15 protein-coding genes are annotated in these 14,754 nt (G+C 63.2%); 4 read left to right on the forward strand and 11 right to left on the reverse strand.

All coding sequences use genetic code 11. The features are described 5' to 3' along the window. Nucleotides 1-267: 267 nt before the first annotated feature. Complete coding sequence (locus tag BUA26_RS13425; protein WP_072761322.1) at nucleotides 268-801, forward strand: VOC family protein; 534 nt, start codon at nucleotides 268-270, stop codon at nucleotides 799-801. A 42-nt stretch (nucleotides 802-843) separates the two neighbouring features. After that, nucleotides 844-1,674 (forward strand): NAD-dependent protein deacetylase, encoded by an 831-nt coding sequence (locus tag BUA26_RS13430; RefSeq protein WP_072761323.1) that lies wholly within the window; start codon nucleotides 844-846, stop codon nucleotides 1,672-1,674. Nucleotides 1,675-1,703: 29 nt separating this feature from the next. Here the strand turns inward: BUA26_RS13430 and tadA are convergent, their stop codons facing one another. The 4 genes from tadA to folD all read right to left on the reverse strand — a co-directional run bounded on the left by tadA (nucleotide 1,704) and on the right by folD (nucleotide 6,385). Beyond that, nucleotides 1,704-2,192 carry a tRNA adenosine(34) deaminase TadA gene (gene tadA / locus BUA26_RS13435; RefSeq protein ID WP_072761600.1) on the reverse strand — a complete coding sequence of 163 codons (489 nt, stop codon included), beginning with the start codon at nucleotides 2,190-2,192 and terminating at the stop codon, nucleotides 1,704-1,706. Nucleotides 2,193-2,270: 78 nt separating this feature from the next. Next, complete coding sequence (guaA, locus tag BUA26_RS13440; protein WP_072761324.1) at nucleotides 2,271-3,848, reverse strand: glutamine-hydrolyzing GMP synthase; 1,578 nt, start codon at nucleotides 3,846-3,848, stop codon at nucleotides 2,271-2,273. Nucleotides 3,849-3,975: 127 nt separating this feature from the next. Further along, entirely contained in the window at nucleotides 3,976-5,433 is a 1,458-nt protein-coding gene (guaB, locus tag BUA26_RS13445) for an IMP dehydrogenase (RefSeq protein ID WP_072761325.1), read from the reverse strand. Nucleotides 5,434-5,515: 82 nt separating this feature from the next. Then, the gene (folD, locus tag BUA26_RS13450; RefSeq protein WP_072761601.1) at nucleotides 5,516-6,385 is read right to left on the reverse strand and encodes a bifunctional methylenetetrahydrofolate dehydrogenase/methenyltetrahydrofolate cyclohydrolase FolD; all 870 of its coding nucleotides are present in this window, start codon (nucleotides 6,383-6,385) and stop codon (nucleotides 5,516-5,518) included. Nucleotides 6,386-6,460: 75 nt separating this feature from the next. Between folD and BUA26_RS13455 the strand changes: the two genes are divergently transcribed. Next, nucleotides 6,461-7,039, forward strand: a complete 579-nt coding sequence (locus BUA26_RS13455; protein ID WP_072761326.1) for a GNAT family N-acetyltransferase — start codon at nucleotides 6,461-6,463, stop codon at nucleotides 7,037-7,039. Between the two features lie 23 nt (nucleotides 7,040-7,062). Here the strand turns inward: BUA26_RS13455 and der are convergent, their stop codons facing one another. From der to ndk, 7 genes are all read right to left on the reverse strand, one after another. Continuing rightward, nucleotides 7,063-8,466, reverse strand: a complete 1,404-nt coding sequence (der, locus tag BUA26_RS13460) for a ribosome biogenesis GTPase Der (RefSeq protein WP_072761327.1) — start codon at nucleotides 8,464-8,466, stop codon at nucleotides 7,063-7,065. A 22-nt stretch (nucleotides 8,467-8,488) separates the two neighbouring features. Next, nucleotides 8,489-9,685, reverse strand: coding sequence for an outer membrane protein assembly factor BamB (gene bamB / locus BUA26_RS13465; protein WP_072761328.1), 1,197 nt, complete (start codon nucleotides 9,683-9,685; stop codon nucleotides 8,489-8,491). Further along, nucleotides 9,682-10,332: a YfgM family protein gene (locus tag BUA26_RS13470; RefSeq protein WP_072761329.1), complete on the reverse strand. Its 651-nt coding sequence runs from the start codon at nucleotides 10,330-10,332 to the stop codon at nucleotides 9,682-9,684. The genes bamB and BUA26_RS13470 overlap by 4 nt, the downstream gene beginning before the upstream one ends. Before the next feature lie 151 nt (nucleotides 10,333-10,483). After that, a complete protein-coding gene (locus BUA26_RS13475) occupies nucleotides 10,484-11,476 on the reverse strand; it encodes a RodZ domain-containing protein (protein ID WP_343124224.1) in 993 nt (330 codons plus the stop codon). A gap of 5 nt (nucleotides 11,477-11,481) precedes the next feature. After that, on the reverse strand, nucleotides 11,482-12,270 hold the full coding sequence (gene pilW / locus BUA26_RS13480; protein WP_072761331.1) for a type IV pilus biogenesis/stability protein PilW: 789 nt from the start codon (nucleotides 12,268-12,270) through the stop codon (nucleotides 11,482-11,484). Further along, nucleotides 12,260-13,411: a dual-specificity RNA methyltransferase RlmN gene (gene rlmN, locus BUA26_RS13485; RefSeq protein ID WP_072761332.1), complete on the reverse strand. Its 1,152-nt coding sequence runs from the start codon at nucleotides 13,409-13,411 to the stop codon at nucleotides 12,260-12,262. The genes pilW and rlmN overlap by 11 nt, the downstream gene beginning before the upstream one ends. A 68-nt stretch (nucleotides 13,412-13,479) precedes the next feature. Further along, complete coding sequence (gene ndk, locus BUA26_RS13490; protein ID WP_072761333.1) at nucleotides 13,480-13,905, reverse strand: nucleoside-diphosphate kinase; 426 nt, start codon at nucleotides 13,903-13,905, stop codon at nucleotides 13,480-13,482. A 222-nt stretch (nucleotides 13,906-14,127) separates the two neighbouring features. On the opposite strand from ndk, the gene BUA26_RS13495 reads away from it, so the two are divergent. Then, the gene (locus BUA26_RS13495) at nucleotides 14,128-14,754 is read left to right on the forward strand and encodes a TetR/AcrR family transcriptional regulator (RefSeq protein WP_072761602.1); all 627 of its coding nucleotides are present in this window, start codon (nucleotides 14,128-14,130) and stop codon (nucleotides 14,752-14,754) included.

Consider the following 14,754-nt stretch of genomic DNA (forward strand, 5'->3'; position numbering starts at 1 on the left):
TGACCGGACCAACCGCCTGAATCAGCTCAGGCAACGCACACCGGTCTAGATGCGTGGCGGAAAGTATGGTGACGGCGATGCCCTGGTTAAAGCCGCTTCACCCGACCATTCTGTTTCCGCTGATGAACGACCAACGGGGCGCTTGCCTTTTCGGTTGACCTCGCGGCGATCGTTCACGCAGGGAAACACGGTGGTCGTCTGGCGGCACTACAAGAGGAACTCATCATGTCCATATAGACCATCAGTACGGTTACTGGGTGTCGAGTCATGCACAAGTCCCTCCTTTCGATGCTGGCCGGCGTGCTGCTGTTTACCATGGCCAGCATGGGTCACGCGGCGAGCGTCCACGACAGCGATTACGTGGCCATCAGTGTCCCTGACCTGCAGCAGGCCACGGCGTTCTTCCACAACGTACTGGACTGTGAAGAGGTCAACCCTGCCGGTGGCGGTGAATCGCTCGAAAGCAGCCGTGCCGCTCACGATGCAGCCCCCGTGTCCCGCCTGCTGCTCTGCGATTCCGGCACGGTCGTCGAATTGTTCGATGCTGACGCAGCGCGCTCGTCTTCCACCACGGCGCACCATGCAACGGATCACGGTAACGAGCCGATCGCGTTCTCTGCCGACAATGTGGCGCATGCCGACCGCTGGCTGCGACGCGAAGGCGTCAAGGTGACTGGAGCACCGGTCGCTGTCGTCGCCGGCCCGCATGCCGGTCAGACGGTGGTGAACTTCGTGGCGCCGTGGGGTCTGCGGCTGCAACTGGTCGGCAGGAGCCCGAGCCAGGTCGCCACGGTGCCATGATCGCCGCTGGCAATCCGTGCGACGGGATGCCATAAGAACGGCATGTCTTCTCAATCGATCGGGGTCTGCACGAGCACCGCGACGCTGCCCGAATTCGTGGCGGCGCATGCGCGCCTGTTCGTGCTGACTGGAGCCGGCTGCAGTACGGATTCGGGCATTCCCGATTACCGCGATGCCAACGGTGGCTGGAAACGCCCGCAGCCGGTGACCTATCAGGCATTCGTGGGCGAACCGACGACACGCCAACGCTACTGGGCACGCAGCCTGGTCGGTTGGCGGCGCTTCGGGCAGGCGCAACCGAATGCGAGCCATCACGCGCTCGCCCGGCTGGAGCAGCAGGGCAAGCTGACCTTGCTGCTGACCCAGAATGTCGACCGGCTGCACCAGGCCGCCGGCAGCGAAAACGTGGTCGACCTGCATGGACGGCTGGATCAGGTCCGCTGCCTGGCCTGTGAACATCGCGTGCCGCGCGCGGATTTCCAGGCCGAGCTGGTGCGGCTGAATCCGGCCTGGGCGAATCTCGATGCGGCGGATGCGCCCGATGGCGACGCTGATCTGGAGGGACGGGATTTCTCCAGTTTCCAGGTGCCTTCGTGCCCGCATTGCATCGGCTTGCTGAAGCCGGACGTGGTGTTCTTCGGCGAGAACGTGCCGCGCGAGCGTGTGGATGCCGGCATGCAGGCCTTGCACGATGCCGATGCGATGCTAGTGATCGGTTCGTCGCTGATGGTGTATTCCGGCTACCGCTTTGCCTATGCGGCAGCGCGTGCCGGCAAGCCGATCGCCGCGGTGAACATGGGCCATACCCGGGCCGATCCGCTGCTGAGCCTGAAGATCGAGCAGTCCTGCGCGCAGGCGCTGGCGTTCCTGTAGCAGCAGCCTGACTTGCGCGGCCTGCTGGCTCAGCGGCGGGCGCGGAAGAAGTCGCGCAGCAGGCTGGCGGATTCCTCGGCGAGAAGGCCCCCCGCCACCTCGATGCGGTGGTTGTGGCGCGCGTCGATCAAGGTGTCGAAAACGCTGCCGGCCGCGCCGGTCTTGGGGTCGGACGCCGCATAGACCACGCGGCCGAGTCGAGCATGGATCATCGCCATTGCGCACATAGAGCACGGCTCCAGCGTGACGTACAGCGTGGCGCCGGATAGCCGATGATTCGCCAGTTTCTCGCCCGCCGCACGCATCGCCATGATCTCGGCATGCGCCGTCGGGTCGTGCAAGGTGATGTTGCGGTTCCAGCCCAGGCCGACGATCTCGCCGTCCTGCACCAGCACGGCGCCCACCGGTACTTCGTTCTCGGCGTCACGCGCATGCACGGCAAGTTGCAGCGCGCGCTGCATGTACTGCGCGTCTGCCGCCGAGAATGTTCCTGAGGATTCGGAAATTTCGTCCGTCATTTCAATGAATTGTGCTTGGAACATGAGAAAGCCGGCAAGCTGCCGGCCTTTCTCGGTGCGCGTAAGTGGTTGATCTGCCTATTCCCACTCGATCGTGGCGGGAGGTTTGCCACTGATGTCATAAACGACTCGAGATATACCACGTAATTCATTGATTATTCTGTTAGAAACTCTACCAAGAAACTCATACGGCAAGTGCGCCCAATGCGCCGTCATGAAGTCGATGGTCTCCACCGCCCGCAGCGCGATCACCCATTCGTAGGCGCGCGCGTCACCGACCACGCCTACCGATTTCACCGGCAGGAACACCGCAAACGCCTGGCTGGTCTTGTCGTACAGGTCGGCCTTGCGCAACTCGTCGATGAAGATCGCATCGGCCTGAGCCAGCAAGACGGCATACTCGGGCTTCACCTCGCCCAGGATGCGCACGCCCAGGCCCGGGCCCGGGAATGGATGGCGGTACACCATCGCGCGTGGCAGGCCGAGCTCCACGCCGATGCGGCGCACCTCGTCCTTGAACAGTTCGCGCAGCGGCTCAACCAGTTTCAGTTTCATGTGCGCCGGCAGGCCGCCCACGTTGTGATGGCTCTTGATGACGTGAGCCTTGCCGGTCTTGCTGCCGGCCGATTCGATCACGTCGGGATAGATGGTTCCCTGCGCCAGCCACTTCACGTTGCTGCCGTCGGCAGTGATCTTGCCCGACTCCTCGTCGAAGATCTCCACGAACAAGCCGCCGATGATCTTGCGCTTGGCCTCCGGATCGGCCACGCCTTCGAGTGCCTTGAAATAGCGTTCCGCCGCGTCGACACGGATCACCTTGACGCCCATGTGCTCGGCCATCGTGGCCATCACCTGATCGCCTTCCTGCCAGCGCAGCAGGCCGGTGTCGACGAACACACAGGTCAACCGGTCGCCGATCGCCTTGTGCAGCAGTGCCGCGACCACCGAAGAGTCGACGCCGCCGGACAGCCCCAGCAGTACGTGATCATCGCCAACCTGCTCGCGCACGCGGGCGATCTGGTCATCGATGATGTTGGCGGCGGTCCATAGCGTGGCGCAGCCGCAGATATCGACGATGAAGCGCTTCAGCAACGCCCCGCCCTGCTTCGTGTGCGTCACTTCCGGATGGAACTGCACGCCGTACCAGCGCTTGTCCTCGTTCTCCATCACCGCGACCGGGATGCGGTCGGTGGTGCCGGTGATCGCGAAGCCCGGTGGTGCCTTGGCGACGTGGTCGCCGTGGCTCATCCATACGCTGAGCTTGTGCGCATCGGCATGATCGCTGAGGCCTTCGAATAGCCGGCTCTGCGCAACGATGTCCACTTCAGCGTGACCGAACTCGCGTGCGTCGGCAGCCTCGGTGGCACCACCCAGTTGAGCCGCCAGCGTCTGCATGCCGTAGCAGATACCCAGGATCGGCACGCCGGAGTCGAATACCTGCTGCGGCGCTTTCGGTGCGTCTGCCAGCGTGGTGGATTCGGGACCGCCGGACAGGATGATGCCCTTGGCGCCAAACGCGGCGATCTCGGACGGCGCGTGATCCCAGGCCCAGATCTCGCAGTAAACACCCATCTCGCGAATGCGCCGCGCGATCAGCTGCGTGTACTGAGCGCCGAAGTCGAGTATCAGGATCTTGTCGCTATGGATATTGGTCATCGGTCCGGTTTTCGCCACATGGCAATCAGGCCACGTCGACGCCTTTGATCTCGAAAAGCAATGCAACGCCGGATGTGCCGGTCGCCACCTGTAAAACAAGGCGCCGGCCCTTGGGCCGGCGCGTCAGTCACGAGTTGAGCCGGTAGTTCGGCGCTTCCTTGGTGATCTGGATATCGTGCGGATGCGCTTCGGTGACGCCGGCGGAAGTCACCTTGACGAACTGCGCGTTGTGCCGCACGTCGTCGATGGTGGCTGCGCCCAGATAGCCCATCGACGCGCGCAGGCCACCGATCAGCTGATGGATGATGTTGCGCAGCGGACCGCGGTACGGCACCCTGCCCTCGATGCCTTCGGGTACCAGCTTGTCGGCGTCGGCTTCTTCCTGGAAATAGCGATCCTTCGAACCCAGCTGCATCGCACCGATCGAACCCATGCCGCGGTAGCTCTTGTACGAACGGCCCTGGAACAATTCCACCTCACCGGGCGATTCCTCGGTGCCGGCGAACATCGAGCCGAGCATCACGGTGGACGCACCGGCGGCAAGCGCCTTGGGGATGTCGCCGGAATAGCGGATGCCGCCATCGGCGATCAGCGGAATTTCGTCCTTCAGCGCGGTGGCGACCATATCGATCGCCGTGATCTGTGGCACGCCGACACCGGCCACCACGCGGGTGGTGCAGATCGAGCCGGGGCCCACGCCGACCTTGACCGCATCGACACCGGCATCGAGCAACGCACGCGCCGCTTCCCCGGTGACGATATTGCCGGCGATCACCTGCACCTGCGGGTAGTGCTTCTTGACCCAGGCGGCGCGTTCGATCACGCCCTGCGAATGGCCGTGCGCGGTATCCACCACCAGCACGTCGACGCCTGCATCGACCAGCGCGGCAACACGCTGCTCGGTATCGCCAGCCACACCGACGGCGGCGCCGACCAGCAATGCCTCGTGCAGGTCCTTGGCGGCATGCGGATTGTCGCGCGCCTTCTGGATGTCCTTGACGGTGATCAGGCCGCGCAGCTGGAAAGCGTCGTTGACCACCAGCACCTTCTCGATGCGGTGCTTGTGCAACAGTTGCAACACTTCGTCCTGGCTGGCGCCTTCCTGCACCGTCACCAGCTTGTCCTGGCGGGTCATGATGTTGCGCACCGGGTCATCGTGCTTGCGCTCGAAGCGCAGGTCGCGACTGGTGACGATGCCGACCAGCTGCTCGCCATCCACCACCGGCACGCCGGAGATGTTGTGTGCATGGGTCAGCCGCAGCACTTCGCGGATCGAGGTGTTCGGGCTCACGGTGATCGGACTGCGGATCACGCCGGCCTCGAATTTCTTCACCAGCCGCACTTCCGCCGCTTGCTGCTCGGCCGTCATGTTCTTGTGGATGATGCCGATGCCGCCGTTCTGCGCCATGGTGATGGCAAGGCGGGCTTCGGTGACGGTGTCCATCGCGGCGGACACAATAGGAATGTTCAGGCGCAGGCCGCGGGTGAACCGCGTTGACGTATTCACATCACGCGGCAGCACGATGGAATGGCCCGGAACAAGGTAGACGTCGTCGTAGGTCAAGGCCTCGGCGAGGATACGCATGCGAAAAGTCCCGCTGCAAAGAGGGAATTATACGCGCCCTGCCGTGAAGCTCGCCAGCCATGCGGCTGAACGGAACGCCTGATCAGGCGATCTTGTGCCGCAGCGCGTGCGCTTCGGCCGCTTCCAGCGTGTTCTCCATCAGCGTGGCCACCGTCATCGGACCGACCCCGCCTGGCACCGGTGTGATCCAGCTGGCACGTTCAGCGGCGGCATCGAATTCCACATCGCCGACCAGCCGGCCATCGTCGAGCCGGTTGATGCCGACATCGATCACCACGGCGCCCGGCTTGATCCATTCGCCCTTGACCAGCCCCGGCTTGCCGACCGCGACGGCCACGATATCGGCCTGACGCACGAAGCCTTCCAGGTCGCGCGTGAAGCGGTGGCACGACGTGGTCGTACAGCCGGCAATCATCAGTTCCAGCGCCAGTGGCCGTCCGACGTGATTGGAGACGCCGACCACTACCGCGTGCTGGCCACGCACCGGGCGATCGGTGTGGCCGAGCAAGGTCATGACGCCTTTCGGTGTGCATGGGCGCAGGCCGAAACGGCGCAGCGCGAGGCGGCCTACATTCACTGCCTGGAAACCGTCGACGTCCTTGTCCGGATCGATGCGGTCGACCAGGGCGTCCTCGTCGATATGTTCCGGCAGCGGCGATTGCACCAGGATGCCGTGCACGTCGGGATCGGCATTCAGCCGGTCGATCAGTGCGAACAGCTCGTCCTGGGTCGTGCTTGAAGGCAGGTCGTAGTCGAACGAACGGAAGCCCACCTGATGGCAGGCCTTGCGCTTGTTTCGCACATACACCGACGAAGCGGCATCGCTGCCTACCAGCACCACCGCCAGCCCCGGCGCGGGCAGCCCGCGCCCCACCCGTTCGGCAACGCGCAGGCCCACTCGATCAAGCAGTTCCTGGGCGATGCGTTTGCCGTCGAGAATGCGTGCGCTCATGTTGATGCCTGGCTGGAAGTTGCCCATTATCGCGGCTGGCCCACGTGCATACAAACCATGGCGCAAGAGTGCCCGATGTCCATCGAACCGATCTCGCCCGCATGGGTACTTGTCGACGAACCGCTGCGGCTGCGCCCATGGCAACCGCGCGATGCCGAAGACCTGCTGGATGCGGCGCGTTCGTCAGTAGCCAGTGTGGGTCGCTGGCTGCCCTGGTGCCATGCGGGTTACGACCTGGATGAGGCGCGCACATGGATCAGCCATTGCCAGGACGGCTGGTCGCGCGGCGAGCACTTTGCGTTCCCGATTTTCGATCTGCAGACCGGCGAACTGCTCGGTGGGTGCGGACTCAACCAGCTCAACCACCCGCATCGCAGCGCCAACCTCGGTTATTGGGTGCGTCAGTCGCGCCAAGGCGAGGGCATCGCCGCACGTGCCGCCGCGCTGGTCGCACGTTTCGGCTTTGAACAGCTGGGACTGATACGCATCGAGATCGTTGTCATGCCCGACAACCACGCCAGCCAACGCACGGCCCAAAAAACCGGCGCGCACTTCGAGGCGGTAGCGCGGCATCGTCTATGGGCGAACGGACAAGCCCATGATGCTGCGGTGTACGGTTTGACCCCGGCGGATCTGCCACAGCCCGTGCAGTAATCTGGCCGGAGTGTGCCGAAGAATCAGCGCGTGCGCTTGATCAGGTCGCTGACCCGGCGCCGGGCCTTCTGCGCCTGCTCTTTGGTCAACACCTTCTTGCGCCCGGCATACGGGTTCTCGCTTTCGCGGAAGGCGATCCGGATCGGCGTACCTTCCAGTTTGTAGCGCTTGCGGAAGAAGTTTTCCAGATAGCGTTGATACGCCGGTGCGATGTGCTTGGTGCGGGTGCCGTGGATCACGATGGTCGGCGGGTTGTTGCCACCCGGATGGGCAAAACGCAGCTTCGGCGAATGGCCGTGGACCAGCGGTGGCTGGTAGCCCTCGTAAGCCTTCTCCAGCGTCTTGGTCAGATCGGAAGACACCAGCACCTTGGTCGCCGACGCATGCGCACGCACGACGGCGCGCATCAGCTCGCGCAGACCCGAACCGTGCAGTGCCGAGATATGCACCTGCTTGGCCCAGTCGACGAATACCAGTCGGCGGTCCAGCGCACGCATGCATTCGTCGCGTTGGTATTGATCCAGGCCATCCCATTTGTTGATGGCGATCACCAGCGCCCTGCCCTCGTCCATGGCATATCCGATCAGGGTGAGATCCTGATCGGCCAGGTTTTCGCGCGCATCGATCATCACCACCACAACCTGGGCCGCGGCAATCGACTGCAGCGTCTTGATGACACTGAATTTCTCGACGGCTTCCTCGACGCGTGCCTTGCGGCGGATGCCGGCGGTATCGATCAGCGTATAGCGCGTGCCGTCGCGTTCCAGCGGAACGCGGATCGGATCGCGGGTAGTGCCGGCCACGTCGGAGACGATCAACCGGTCTTCGCCCAGCAGGCGATTGATCAGCGTCGATTTGCCGGCATTCGGACGTCCGACGATGGCGACACGGATGCTGCCGCCCTCTCCTTCTTCCTCGACCGTGCTTTCCTTGTCGGCCGGCAGCAACGGCAGGATCAGCTCGATCAGCTCGCCGGTGCCGCGATTGTGTGCAGCAGACAACGGCAGGATATTGCCGACACCGAAGGCAGAGAACTCGGCCAGCACGGCCTCCTCTTCCAACCCATCGGTCTTGTTGACTGCCGCGATGATGGTTTTACCGCTGCGGCGCAGCTCGCCGAGGATGACGTAGTCCTGCGGCAGCAGGCCTTCGCGGGCATCGACCACGAACACCAGCACGTTCGCCTCTTCGATCGCCAGGCGCACCTGCTTTGCGGTGAGCACGTCCATGGCTTCCTCGACCCCGGACAGACCACCGGTGTCGACCACCACGAAGGGCCGCGCGCCGCTGCGGCATACGCCGTAGTGACGATCGCGAGTGACGCCCGGCATGTCGGCCACGAGGGCGTCGCGGCTGCGCGTCAGTACATTGAAAAGGGTCGATTTACCGACATTCGGACGACCAACCAGCGCGACGACGGGCAGCATGATGAGGACTTCGTTTCAGCGATCAGTGCGCGGACAGACGATAGGCACCGATGTGGCCTTCGACGTCCTCGACATAGACGGTGTCACCCACCACCAGCGGTTGGGCGCGGATCGCCTTCTTGGACAGCCGCTCGCGACCGGCCAGCGCGCCGTCACCCACCTTCAGCCAATGCACGTAGCCTTCCATGTCGCCCACCACAACGTAATCGCCCTGCACGGCCGGGCCGGTGACCCAGCGGTATTTCAGAGCGTCGTTCTTCCACATGTCGGCGCCGCCGGTCTTGTCGAATGCCCACACCTGCGACTCGTCATTGGCACCGACAATCGCATTGCCGCTGGAGGCCAGCGAGCCGAAGCTGGAAAACGGACGCGTCCACAGCGGGCGACCCGTGGGGCCGTCCACGGCCACCAGATTGCCGTGATAGGCGGCACCGTAGAGCGTGCTGCCATCGAGCAGAATCCCGCCATCGACGTCACTCAGTCGATCGATCTCGGTACGGCCTTCGCCGCTGGAGAGCTTCTGCTCCCACAGCTTCGAGCCATTGTCCAGTCGCAACGCGACCAGCTTGCCGTCATCGCTGCCAAAGAACAGTACGCCATTGGCCACCAGCAGCCGACCATTGCCACGCAGGCTCAACAGCGGAACGGTACCCTGGTCATAGACCCAGCGACGCTCGCCGGTCTTGCTGTCCAGCGCGTAGACGCGACCATCGCTGGTCCGCACCACCACCAGATCGCCGACGACCACGGGCGAGGTCAACACCTCGGATTTCAATTCGGCTTCCCAGCGCGGGCTGCCATCTTTCGCGTTCACGCCGTAGACGTGACCATCCAGCGTACCGACGGCGAGCAGATCGCCACTGACGGCTGGGCCACCGGCATACAGTGCATCTTTGCGCTTCTTGTCACCCCAGCCGAACCAGCCATGGGTGCTCGAGCTCTTCGACCACAGCGTCTTGCCGCTGGTGGCGTCGATCGCGACCAGTTTGCCGTCCGTGCTGTCGGCGTAGAGCACGCCATCAACCACGGCCGGACGCAGGCGGGCGCCACTGTCGCCGGCACCGTCGCCCACTCGGCTACGCCATAAACGCGTGGCTTGAACGGTAGGCTTGAAGTCCTTGGCCAGCGGAGTCGGCGGCTGGACGTTTTCCTTCTTGAACGAATGGCAACCGGCAAGGGTCACCAATGAAGCCAGCGTGATCAGCAAAAATCTTTTCATGCACCCTGCTTCCCGGCCACGGCCAAATCATCGAGTTTCATCTGCAAGGCGCCGCGTTGCGGCGCTTCCTGGGCCAACGTCGACAAGGCTGTCTGATAAGCCTTGCGTGCATCGTCGGAACGTCCAAGCTTGACCAGCGCATCACCGCGGAGTTCCTGAGCCAGTCCCTTGTAGCTGTCGGCCGGTATGCGATCGAGCGTGGCCAGCACGGCGTTGCCGTTGCCTCGCGCCATCTCCACCTGCGCCATGCGCAGCAGCGCCAACGACTTCAACGCCGGATCGGCGGCATGGCTTTCAGCCCACGTCAGCGACGCCTCGGCCTTGTCCAGCTGTTTGGCTTCCACTTGCTTCTTGGCGCGGTCGCTGACGGCAAATACGGCATACGGCGACTCGGCGTAATCCTTCATCAGCTGATCGGTCAGTTGTGCTGCGATCTCCGGCTTGCCGGATGCCTGCGCGACCTGCACCTGCTGATAGAGCTGCGATGCGATGCCCTCATTGCGGGCCTGGTGGTTGCGCCACTGCTGCCAGCCGAAGATTCCGACCAGGCCGATCGCGATACCGACGATGATCGACACACCATTCTCGCGCAGCCACTTCTGAACCAATTCGCTTTGTTCGTACTTGTCGTATTCTTCAAATGCCATGCAATCACCCTTCAAAAGGCTGCATACCCGCAGGCGCGTGCACGGGCCTGCGGACAAATAATAGGGAAAAGCCGATCACACCCGCTCGTTGCCGAGCGGGCAATGGGCAAGCATAACCGAAATGGGTTGTCCGGAACGGTCCGGGAGGTGATCAGAGGCTGGCTGCGGAGGCCTTGCCATCCTGCATCTGCACGCGGAAGCGCGCCACATTGGCATGCCGGAAATCGTCCAGTCCCACGGCCCGGCCATCGATGCTGATCTGCGCGCCACTGGCGTTGCCAATGCGCACATCCAGCGGCTGATTGCTGTGGTAGGTCTTGTTGCTGCCGGCAGGCAGCAGGCCATACTCCAGTCGCGTGCCCGCACTGTCCACCACCTCGACCCAGCTGGCCGAGCTCAGATTCAAGCTAAGGCTGTGACCACCATTACCGGCCTCGGCTGCTGCCGGCACGGTGGGTTTGGCGGGCGCCACGCTGCCGTTGTCCAGACTCGGGAACGGCGCCATCGAGGCCATCAAGGGCTCCTGATCCTGCCCTTGTGTCTGCGCGACCGGCGGCGGCGACGATGGGATCGCCCGGCTGGCCACGCTGTGGGCGGCCGCGGTCGGTGTTGCGGCCGGCGCATCCACTTGCGCCACCGGTGCTGAATCCAGCGGGGCCAGATGGCTGAGGTCACGATCGAGGGTGCCGCGCACGCCCAGCCAGATCATCGGCACCACAATCACCGCCGTCAGCACGACGTAGGTAGCGGCGGTGGCGTAGCGATCCAGCAGGAAGCGCGAATGCGAGATGCCGCCCGTCGCCACCAGCGTCGGCTCGACGTGCTTGATGCGGTCAAGTTCAACCTGGATCGACGCCTCGTTGATGCCGAGGTGGCGCGCGTACTTGCCGATGTAACTGGCGAGATAAACCTTCGAATCGATGCCGTCGTACTGATCGCGCTCGAGCTGGCGCAGTACGCGTGCGGGCAATTTCAGGATGTGTGCGCAGGCTTCCAGATCCAGCCCGCGTGCTTCACGCGCCGCATGCAGACGATTGCCGAAACTGATCGTGCGGGACTCTGTCGACGGCACGTCCAGTTCGGGCAAATTGATGCCGAATATATCCGGCTCGTTCGCACCGGGCTTGGTCGATGGTGGCTGCATGGAGGTCATGGGCGGGCAGTGGTGTCGAGAGCGTGCGCCTGCTCCGAATCCGGGAACTGGCCAAGCAACCGTTTACTGTAAGTGAGGGCACCTTCCGAGTTGCCCAGACGGGATTCAATGTCGTGACCAAGCTTGAGTGACGCGGCAGTCGGCTGGCCCAGCGCATCGAATCGCTGGATGAAAGCCCTGGCGCGGAACGCATCGTTATTCAGATAAAGCACATTCGCAAGCTGGAAGAGTGCCTCCGCGTTGTTCGGATTTCGCGCGATGGCGTCACGAAAACTCGTTTCGGCGCCCTTCGCGTCATTGGCACGCATCTGGCATACGCCCTCGTTCGTCAGGGCCACGTCGGGCGTCTGGTAGAACGGGGCGGCGACCGCTTTCTGGAAATACCCGGCCGCTTCGGCCATTTTCCCGGTATGACACAGGAATACACCGAGATTGTTGTTCGGTGCGCCCTTGGCCGGCTCCAGCGCCTCCGCCTTGCGGTAATGCTCTTCGGCTTCGGGCAGCTTGTTGATGCGCTCGTAGATCACCGCGATCACCGTGTGCGCCGGCGCGTAATTGGGGTTGAACTGCAAGGCCTTGGTCACCTTCTCCAGCGCCGTCTGCAGATCGCCGGAGTCCATGTAGCGCTGGGCCAGCTCCGTATGGATGCGGGCGGCATCCACGGCCTGGTCAGCCTTGCTGGATTCCGGCATGTTTTTGCCCAGCGAGTTGCTGTCGGTGCGAGTGGTCATGCACCCGGCCAGCGGCAGCAGCAGACTGAAGATCAGTACCCGGTCATATCGCATGCAATGCCCCATCGTCCTGCCGCTTGCGAAGATCGGCACTACGCCGGGTACGATCGGTCACCTGCCCGGCCAATTGACCGCAGGCGGCATCGATATCGTCGCCGCGGGTACGCCGCAACATGGTCAGCACACCGGCATTCAACAGCTGCGTCTGGAAGTCGCGAATGTCATTCGCGTCCGAACGCTCATAGCGGGTGCCGGGGAATGGGTTGAACGGAATCAAGTTGACCTTGCAGGTAGGCAGCTTGCGCATCAGCTTGATCAGCTGGCGGGCGTGCTCGGGCTGGTCGTTGATGCCCTTCATCAAGGTGTATTCGAACGTGATCGAGGTGCGCGGCTTGCGTGCTACCCAGCGCTGGCAGGCGGCCAGCAGCTCGGCGATCGGGTAACGTTTGTTGATCGGCACCAGTTCGGTGCGCAGGTCGTCGTTCGCTGCGTGCAACGATACCGCCAGCGACACGTCGATAGCGTCGGACAACTGGTCGATCAGCGGCACCATGCCCGCGGTGGACAGCGTGACGCGCTTGGCGGCTAGGCCGAAACCCAGGTCGTCGCGCATCAGGCGCATCGCCCGCACCACATTCTCGAAATTCGCCAGCGGTTCGCCCATGCCCATCATCACCACGTTGGTGATGCGACGGTTCTGGTGGGTAATGTTGCCCAGGTACTTCGCCGCCACCCACACCTGGCCGATGATTTCGGCGGTGGACAGGTTGCGGTTGAAACCCTGCGCCCCGGTCGAGCAGAAACTGCAGTTCAGGGCGCAACCGATCTGCGAGGACACGCACAAGGTGCCGCGAGTCGGTTCGGGGATGTACACCGTCTCGATCGCGTTGCCGCTGTCCATGCCCAGCAGCCACTTGTGCGTACCGTCGGTGGCGGCCTTGTCCAACAATGTCTTCGGCGCGCCGATGTAGCAGACCTCGGTGAGCTTGGCGCGCAGCGCCTTGCCCACGTCGGTCATGTTTTCGAAGTCGTCTTCCAGGTCGTGGTAGATCCACTTCATCACCTGTTCGGCACGATACGGCTTCTCGCCGATCTGCGTGAAGAAATCACGCAGACCCTGGCGATCGAAATCGAGCAGATTGACCTTGCCGGTGGAACCGGTCGGGGCAGTTGGAGTGGCGATTACCTGGTTCATGATTTTCTGAAGAGTGCGGCCATGGACGGCCGCTTTTTGATCCTAGCGTTCAAGGACGAACGCACTGGTTAACGAGACAACACGTCCGTCGCAGCGAAGAAATAAGCGATCTCCACCTTGGCGGTATCGGCCGCATCGGAACCATGCACGGCATTGGCGTCGATGGAATCGGCGAAGTCGGCGCGGATCGTGCCCGGCGCGGCTTCCTTCGGGTTGGTGGCGCCCATCAGATCGCGATGAGCCAGTACGGCGTTCTCGCCCTCGAGCGCGGTGATCATCACCGGGCCGGAGATCATGAACTCGACCAGCGCTTTGAAGAACGGACGCTCGCGGTGCACGGCATAGAAGCCTTCGGCCTCCTGGCGCGACAACTGCTTCATCTTCGCGGCCACGATCTTGAGGCCGGCCTTTTCGAAGCGCGCGTAAATTTCACCGATGACGTTTTTGGCAACGGCGTCGGGCTTGATGATGGAAAGGGTGCGCTCCAGCGCCATACGGGTCTGCTCCGGGAAAACGGATTTAGGGAAAGGGGGCGTGCCGGCTCCCAAGCCGGCGATGAACTAAATCTGACAGGGATTACGGATTTAGCTCACGAAAGTTTGACAGATTCTAGCTCATACGCAAGTAACCCGCTGTTTGCAACCCATGTGGTTTGACGGCCGCCGAGCTGTCCGCGTATGCTCAAACGATCGTTTGAACTGGCCCATGGCCGATGGATGGTTCCGCTCGTGAACAGCTCCGGCTCAACCAAGGAACGGATTCTCGGCGCCGCCGAGGTCCTGTTCGCCCAGCGTGGCTTCGACGGCGCCTCGCTGCGCCAGCTCACCACTGCCGCCGGGGTCAACCTGGCCGCGGTCAATTACCACTTCGGCTCCAAGGACAAACTGGTCGAGGAAGTGTTCCGGCGCCGGCTCGATGCGTTGAACGCGAGCCGACTGACCGCCCTGGCCAAGGTCGCCGGCCGAGCCGACACCACCCTCGAAGATGTGCTCGCAGCCTACATCCGTCCGGCGCTGGATCTGTCGCACGACGGTAACGGATCCCTCTTCATGCGCGTATTGGCGCGTGCGTTCGCCGAACACGACGACACCTTGCGCCAGTTCCTGTCCGCCAACTACGGCCACGTGATGCGCCAGTTCACCGCCGAATTCGCCCGCTTGCTGCCGCAACTGAGCAAACCGGAGCTTTACTGGCGCATCGATCTGGTCACCGGCGCACTGACTCACGCGATGTCCGGCTTCGGCATGATCCAGCGCAAGAGTGATGTCAGCGAGCACGCCCATCGCGAACAGACCGCGCAGCACCTGATCCGCTTCGCCGTCGCCGGACTCAGCCATCCCTGA

The sequence above is a fragment of the Rhodanobacter sp. OK091 genome (genome assembly GCF_900142825.1).
Classification (GTDB): domain Bacteria; phylum Pseudomonadota; class Gammaproteobacteria; order Xanthomonadales; family Rhodanobacteraceae; genus Rhodanobacter.

Coding starts and splice junctions, on each gene's coding strand:
- der (WP_072761327.1), bottom strand. CDS start 8,466: ATGCTGCCCGTCGTCGCGCTGGTTGGTCGTCCGAATGTCGGTAAATCG.
- guaB (WP_072761325.1), bottom strand. CDS start 5,433: ATGCGTATCCTCGCCGAGGCCTTGACCTACGACGACGTCTACCTTGTT.
- ndk (WP_072761333.1), bottom strand. CDS start 13,905: ATGGCGCTGGAGCGCACCCTTTCCATCATCAAGCCCGACGCCGTTGCC.
- folD (WP_072761601.1), bottom strand. CDS start 6,385: ATGAGCGCACGCATTCTCGACGGCAAACGCATCGCCCAGGAACTGCTT.
- pilW (WP_072761331.1), bottom strand. CDS start 12,270: ATGCGATATGACCGGGTACTGATCTTCAGTCTGCTGCTGCCGCTGGCC.
- BUA26_RS13475 (WP_343124224.1), bottom strand. CDS start 11,476: ATGCAGCCACCATCGACCAAGCCCGGTGCGAACGAGCCGGATATATTC.
- BUA26_RS13455 (WP_072761326.1), top strand. CDS start 6,461: ATGTCCATCGAACCGATCTCGCCCGCATGGGTACTTGTCGACGAACCG.
- BUA26_RS13430 (WP_072761323.1), top strand. CDS start 844: ATGTCTTCTCAATCGATCGGGGTCTGCACGAGCACCGCGACGCTGCCC.
- BUA26_RS13470 (WP_072761329.1), bottom strand. CDS start 10,332: ATGGCATTTGAAGAATACGACAAGTACGAACAAAGCGAATTGGTTCAG.
- BUA26_RS13495 (WP_072761602.1), top strand. CDS start 14,128: ATGGTTCCGCTCGTGAACAGCTCCGGCTCAACCAAGGAACGGATTCTC.
- tadA (WP_072761600.1), bottom strand. CDS start 2,192: ATGACGGACGAAATTTCCGAATCCTCAGGAACATTCTCGGCGGCAGAC.
- BUA26_RS13425 (WP_072761322.1), top strand. CDS start 268: ATGCACAAGTCCCTCCTTTCGATGCTGGCCGGCGTGCTGCTGTTTACC.
- guaA (WP_072761324.1), bottom strand. CDS start 3,848: ATGACCAATATCCATAGCGACAAGATCCTGATACTCGACTTCGGCGCT.
- bamB (WP_072761328.1), bottom strand. CDS start 9,685: ATGAAAAGATTTTTGCTGATCACGCTGGCTTCATTGGTGACCCTTGCC.
- rlmN (WP_072761332.1), bottom strand. CDS start 13,411: ATGAACCAGGTAATCGCCACTCCAACTGCCCCGACCGGTTCCACCGGC.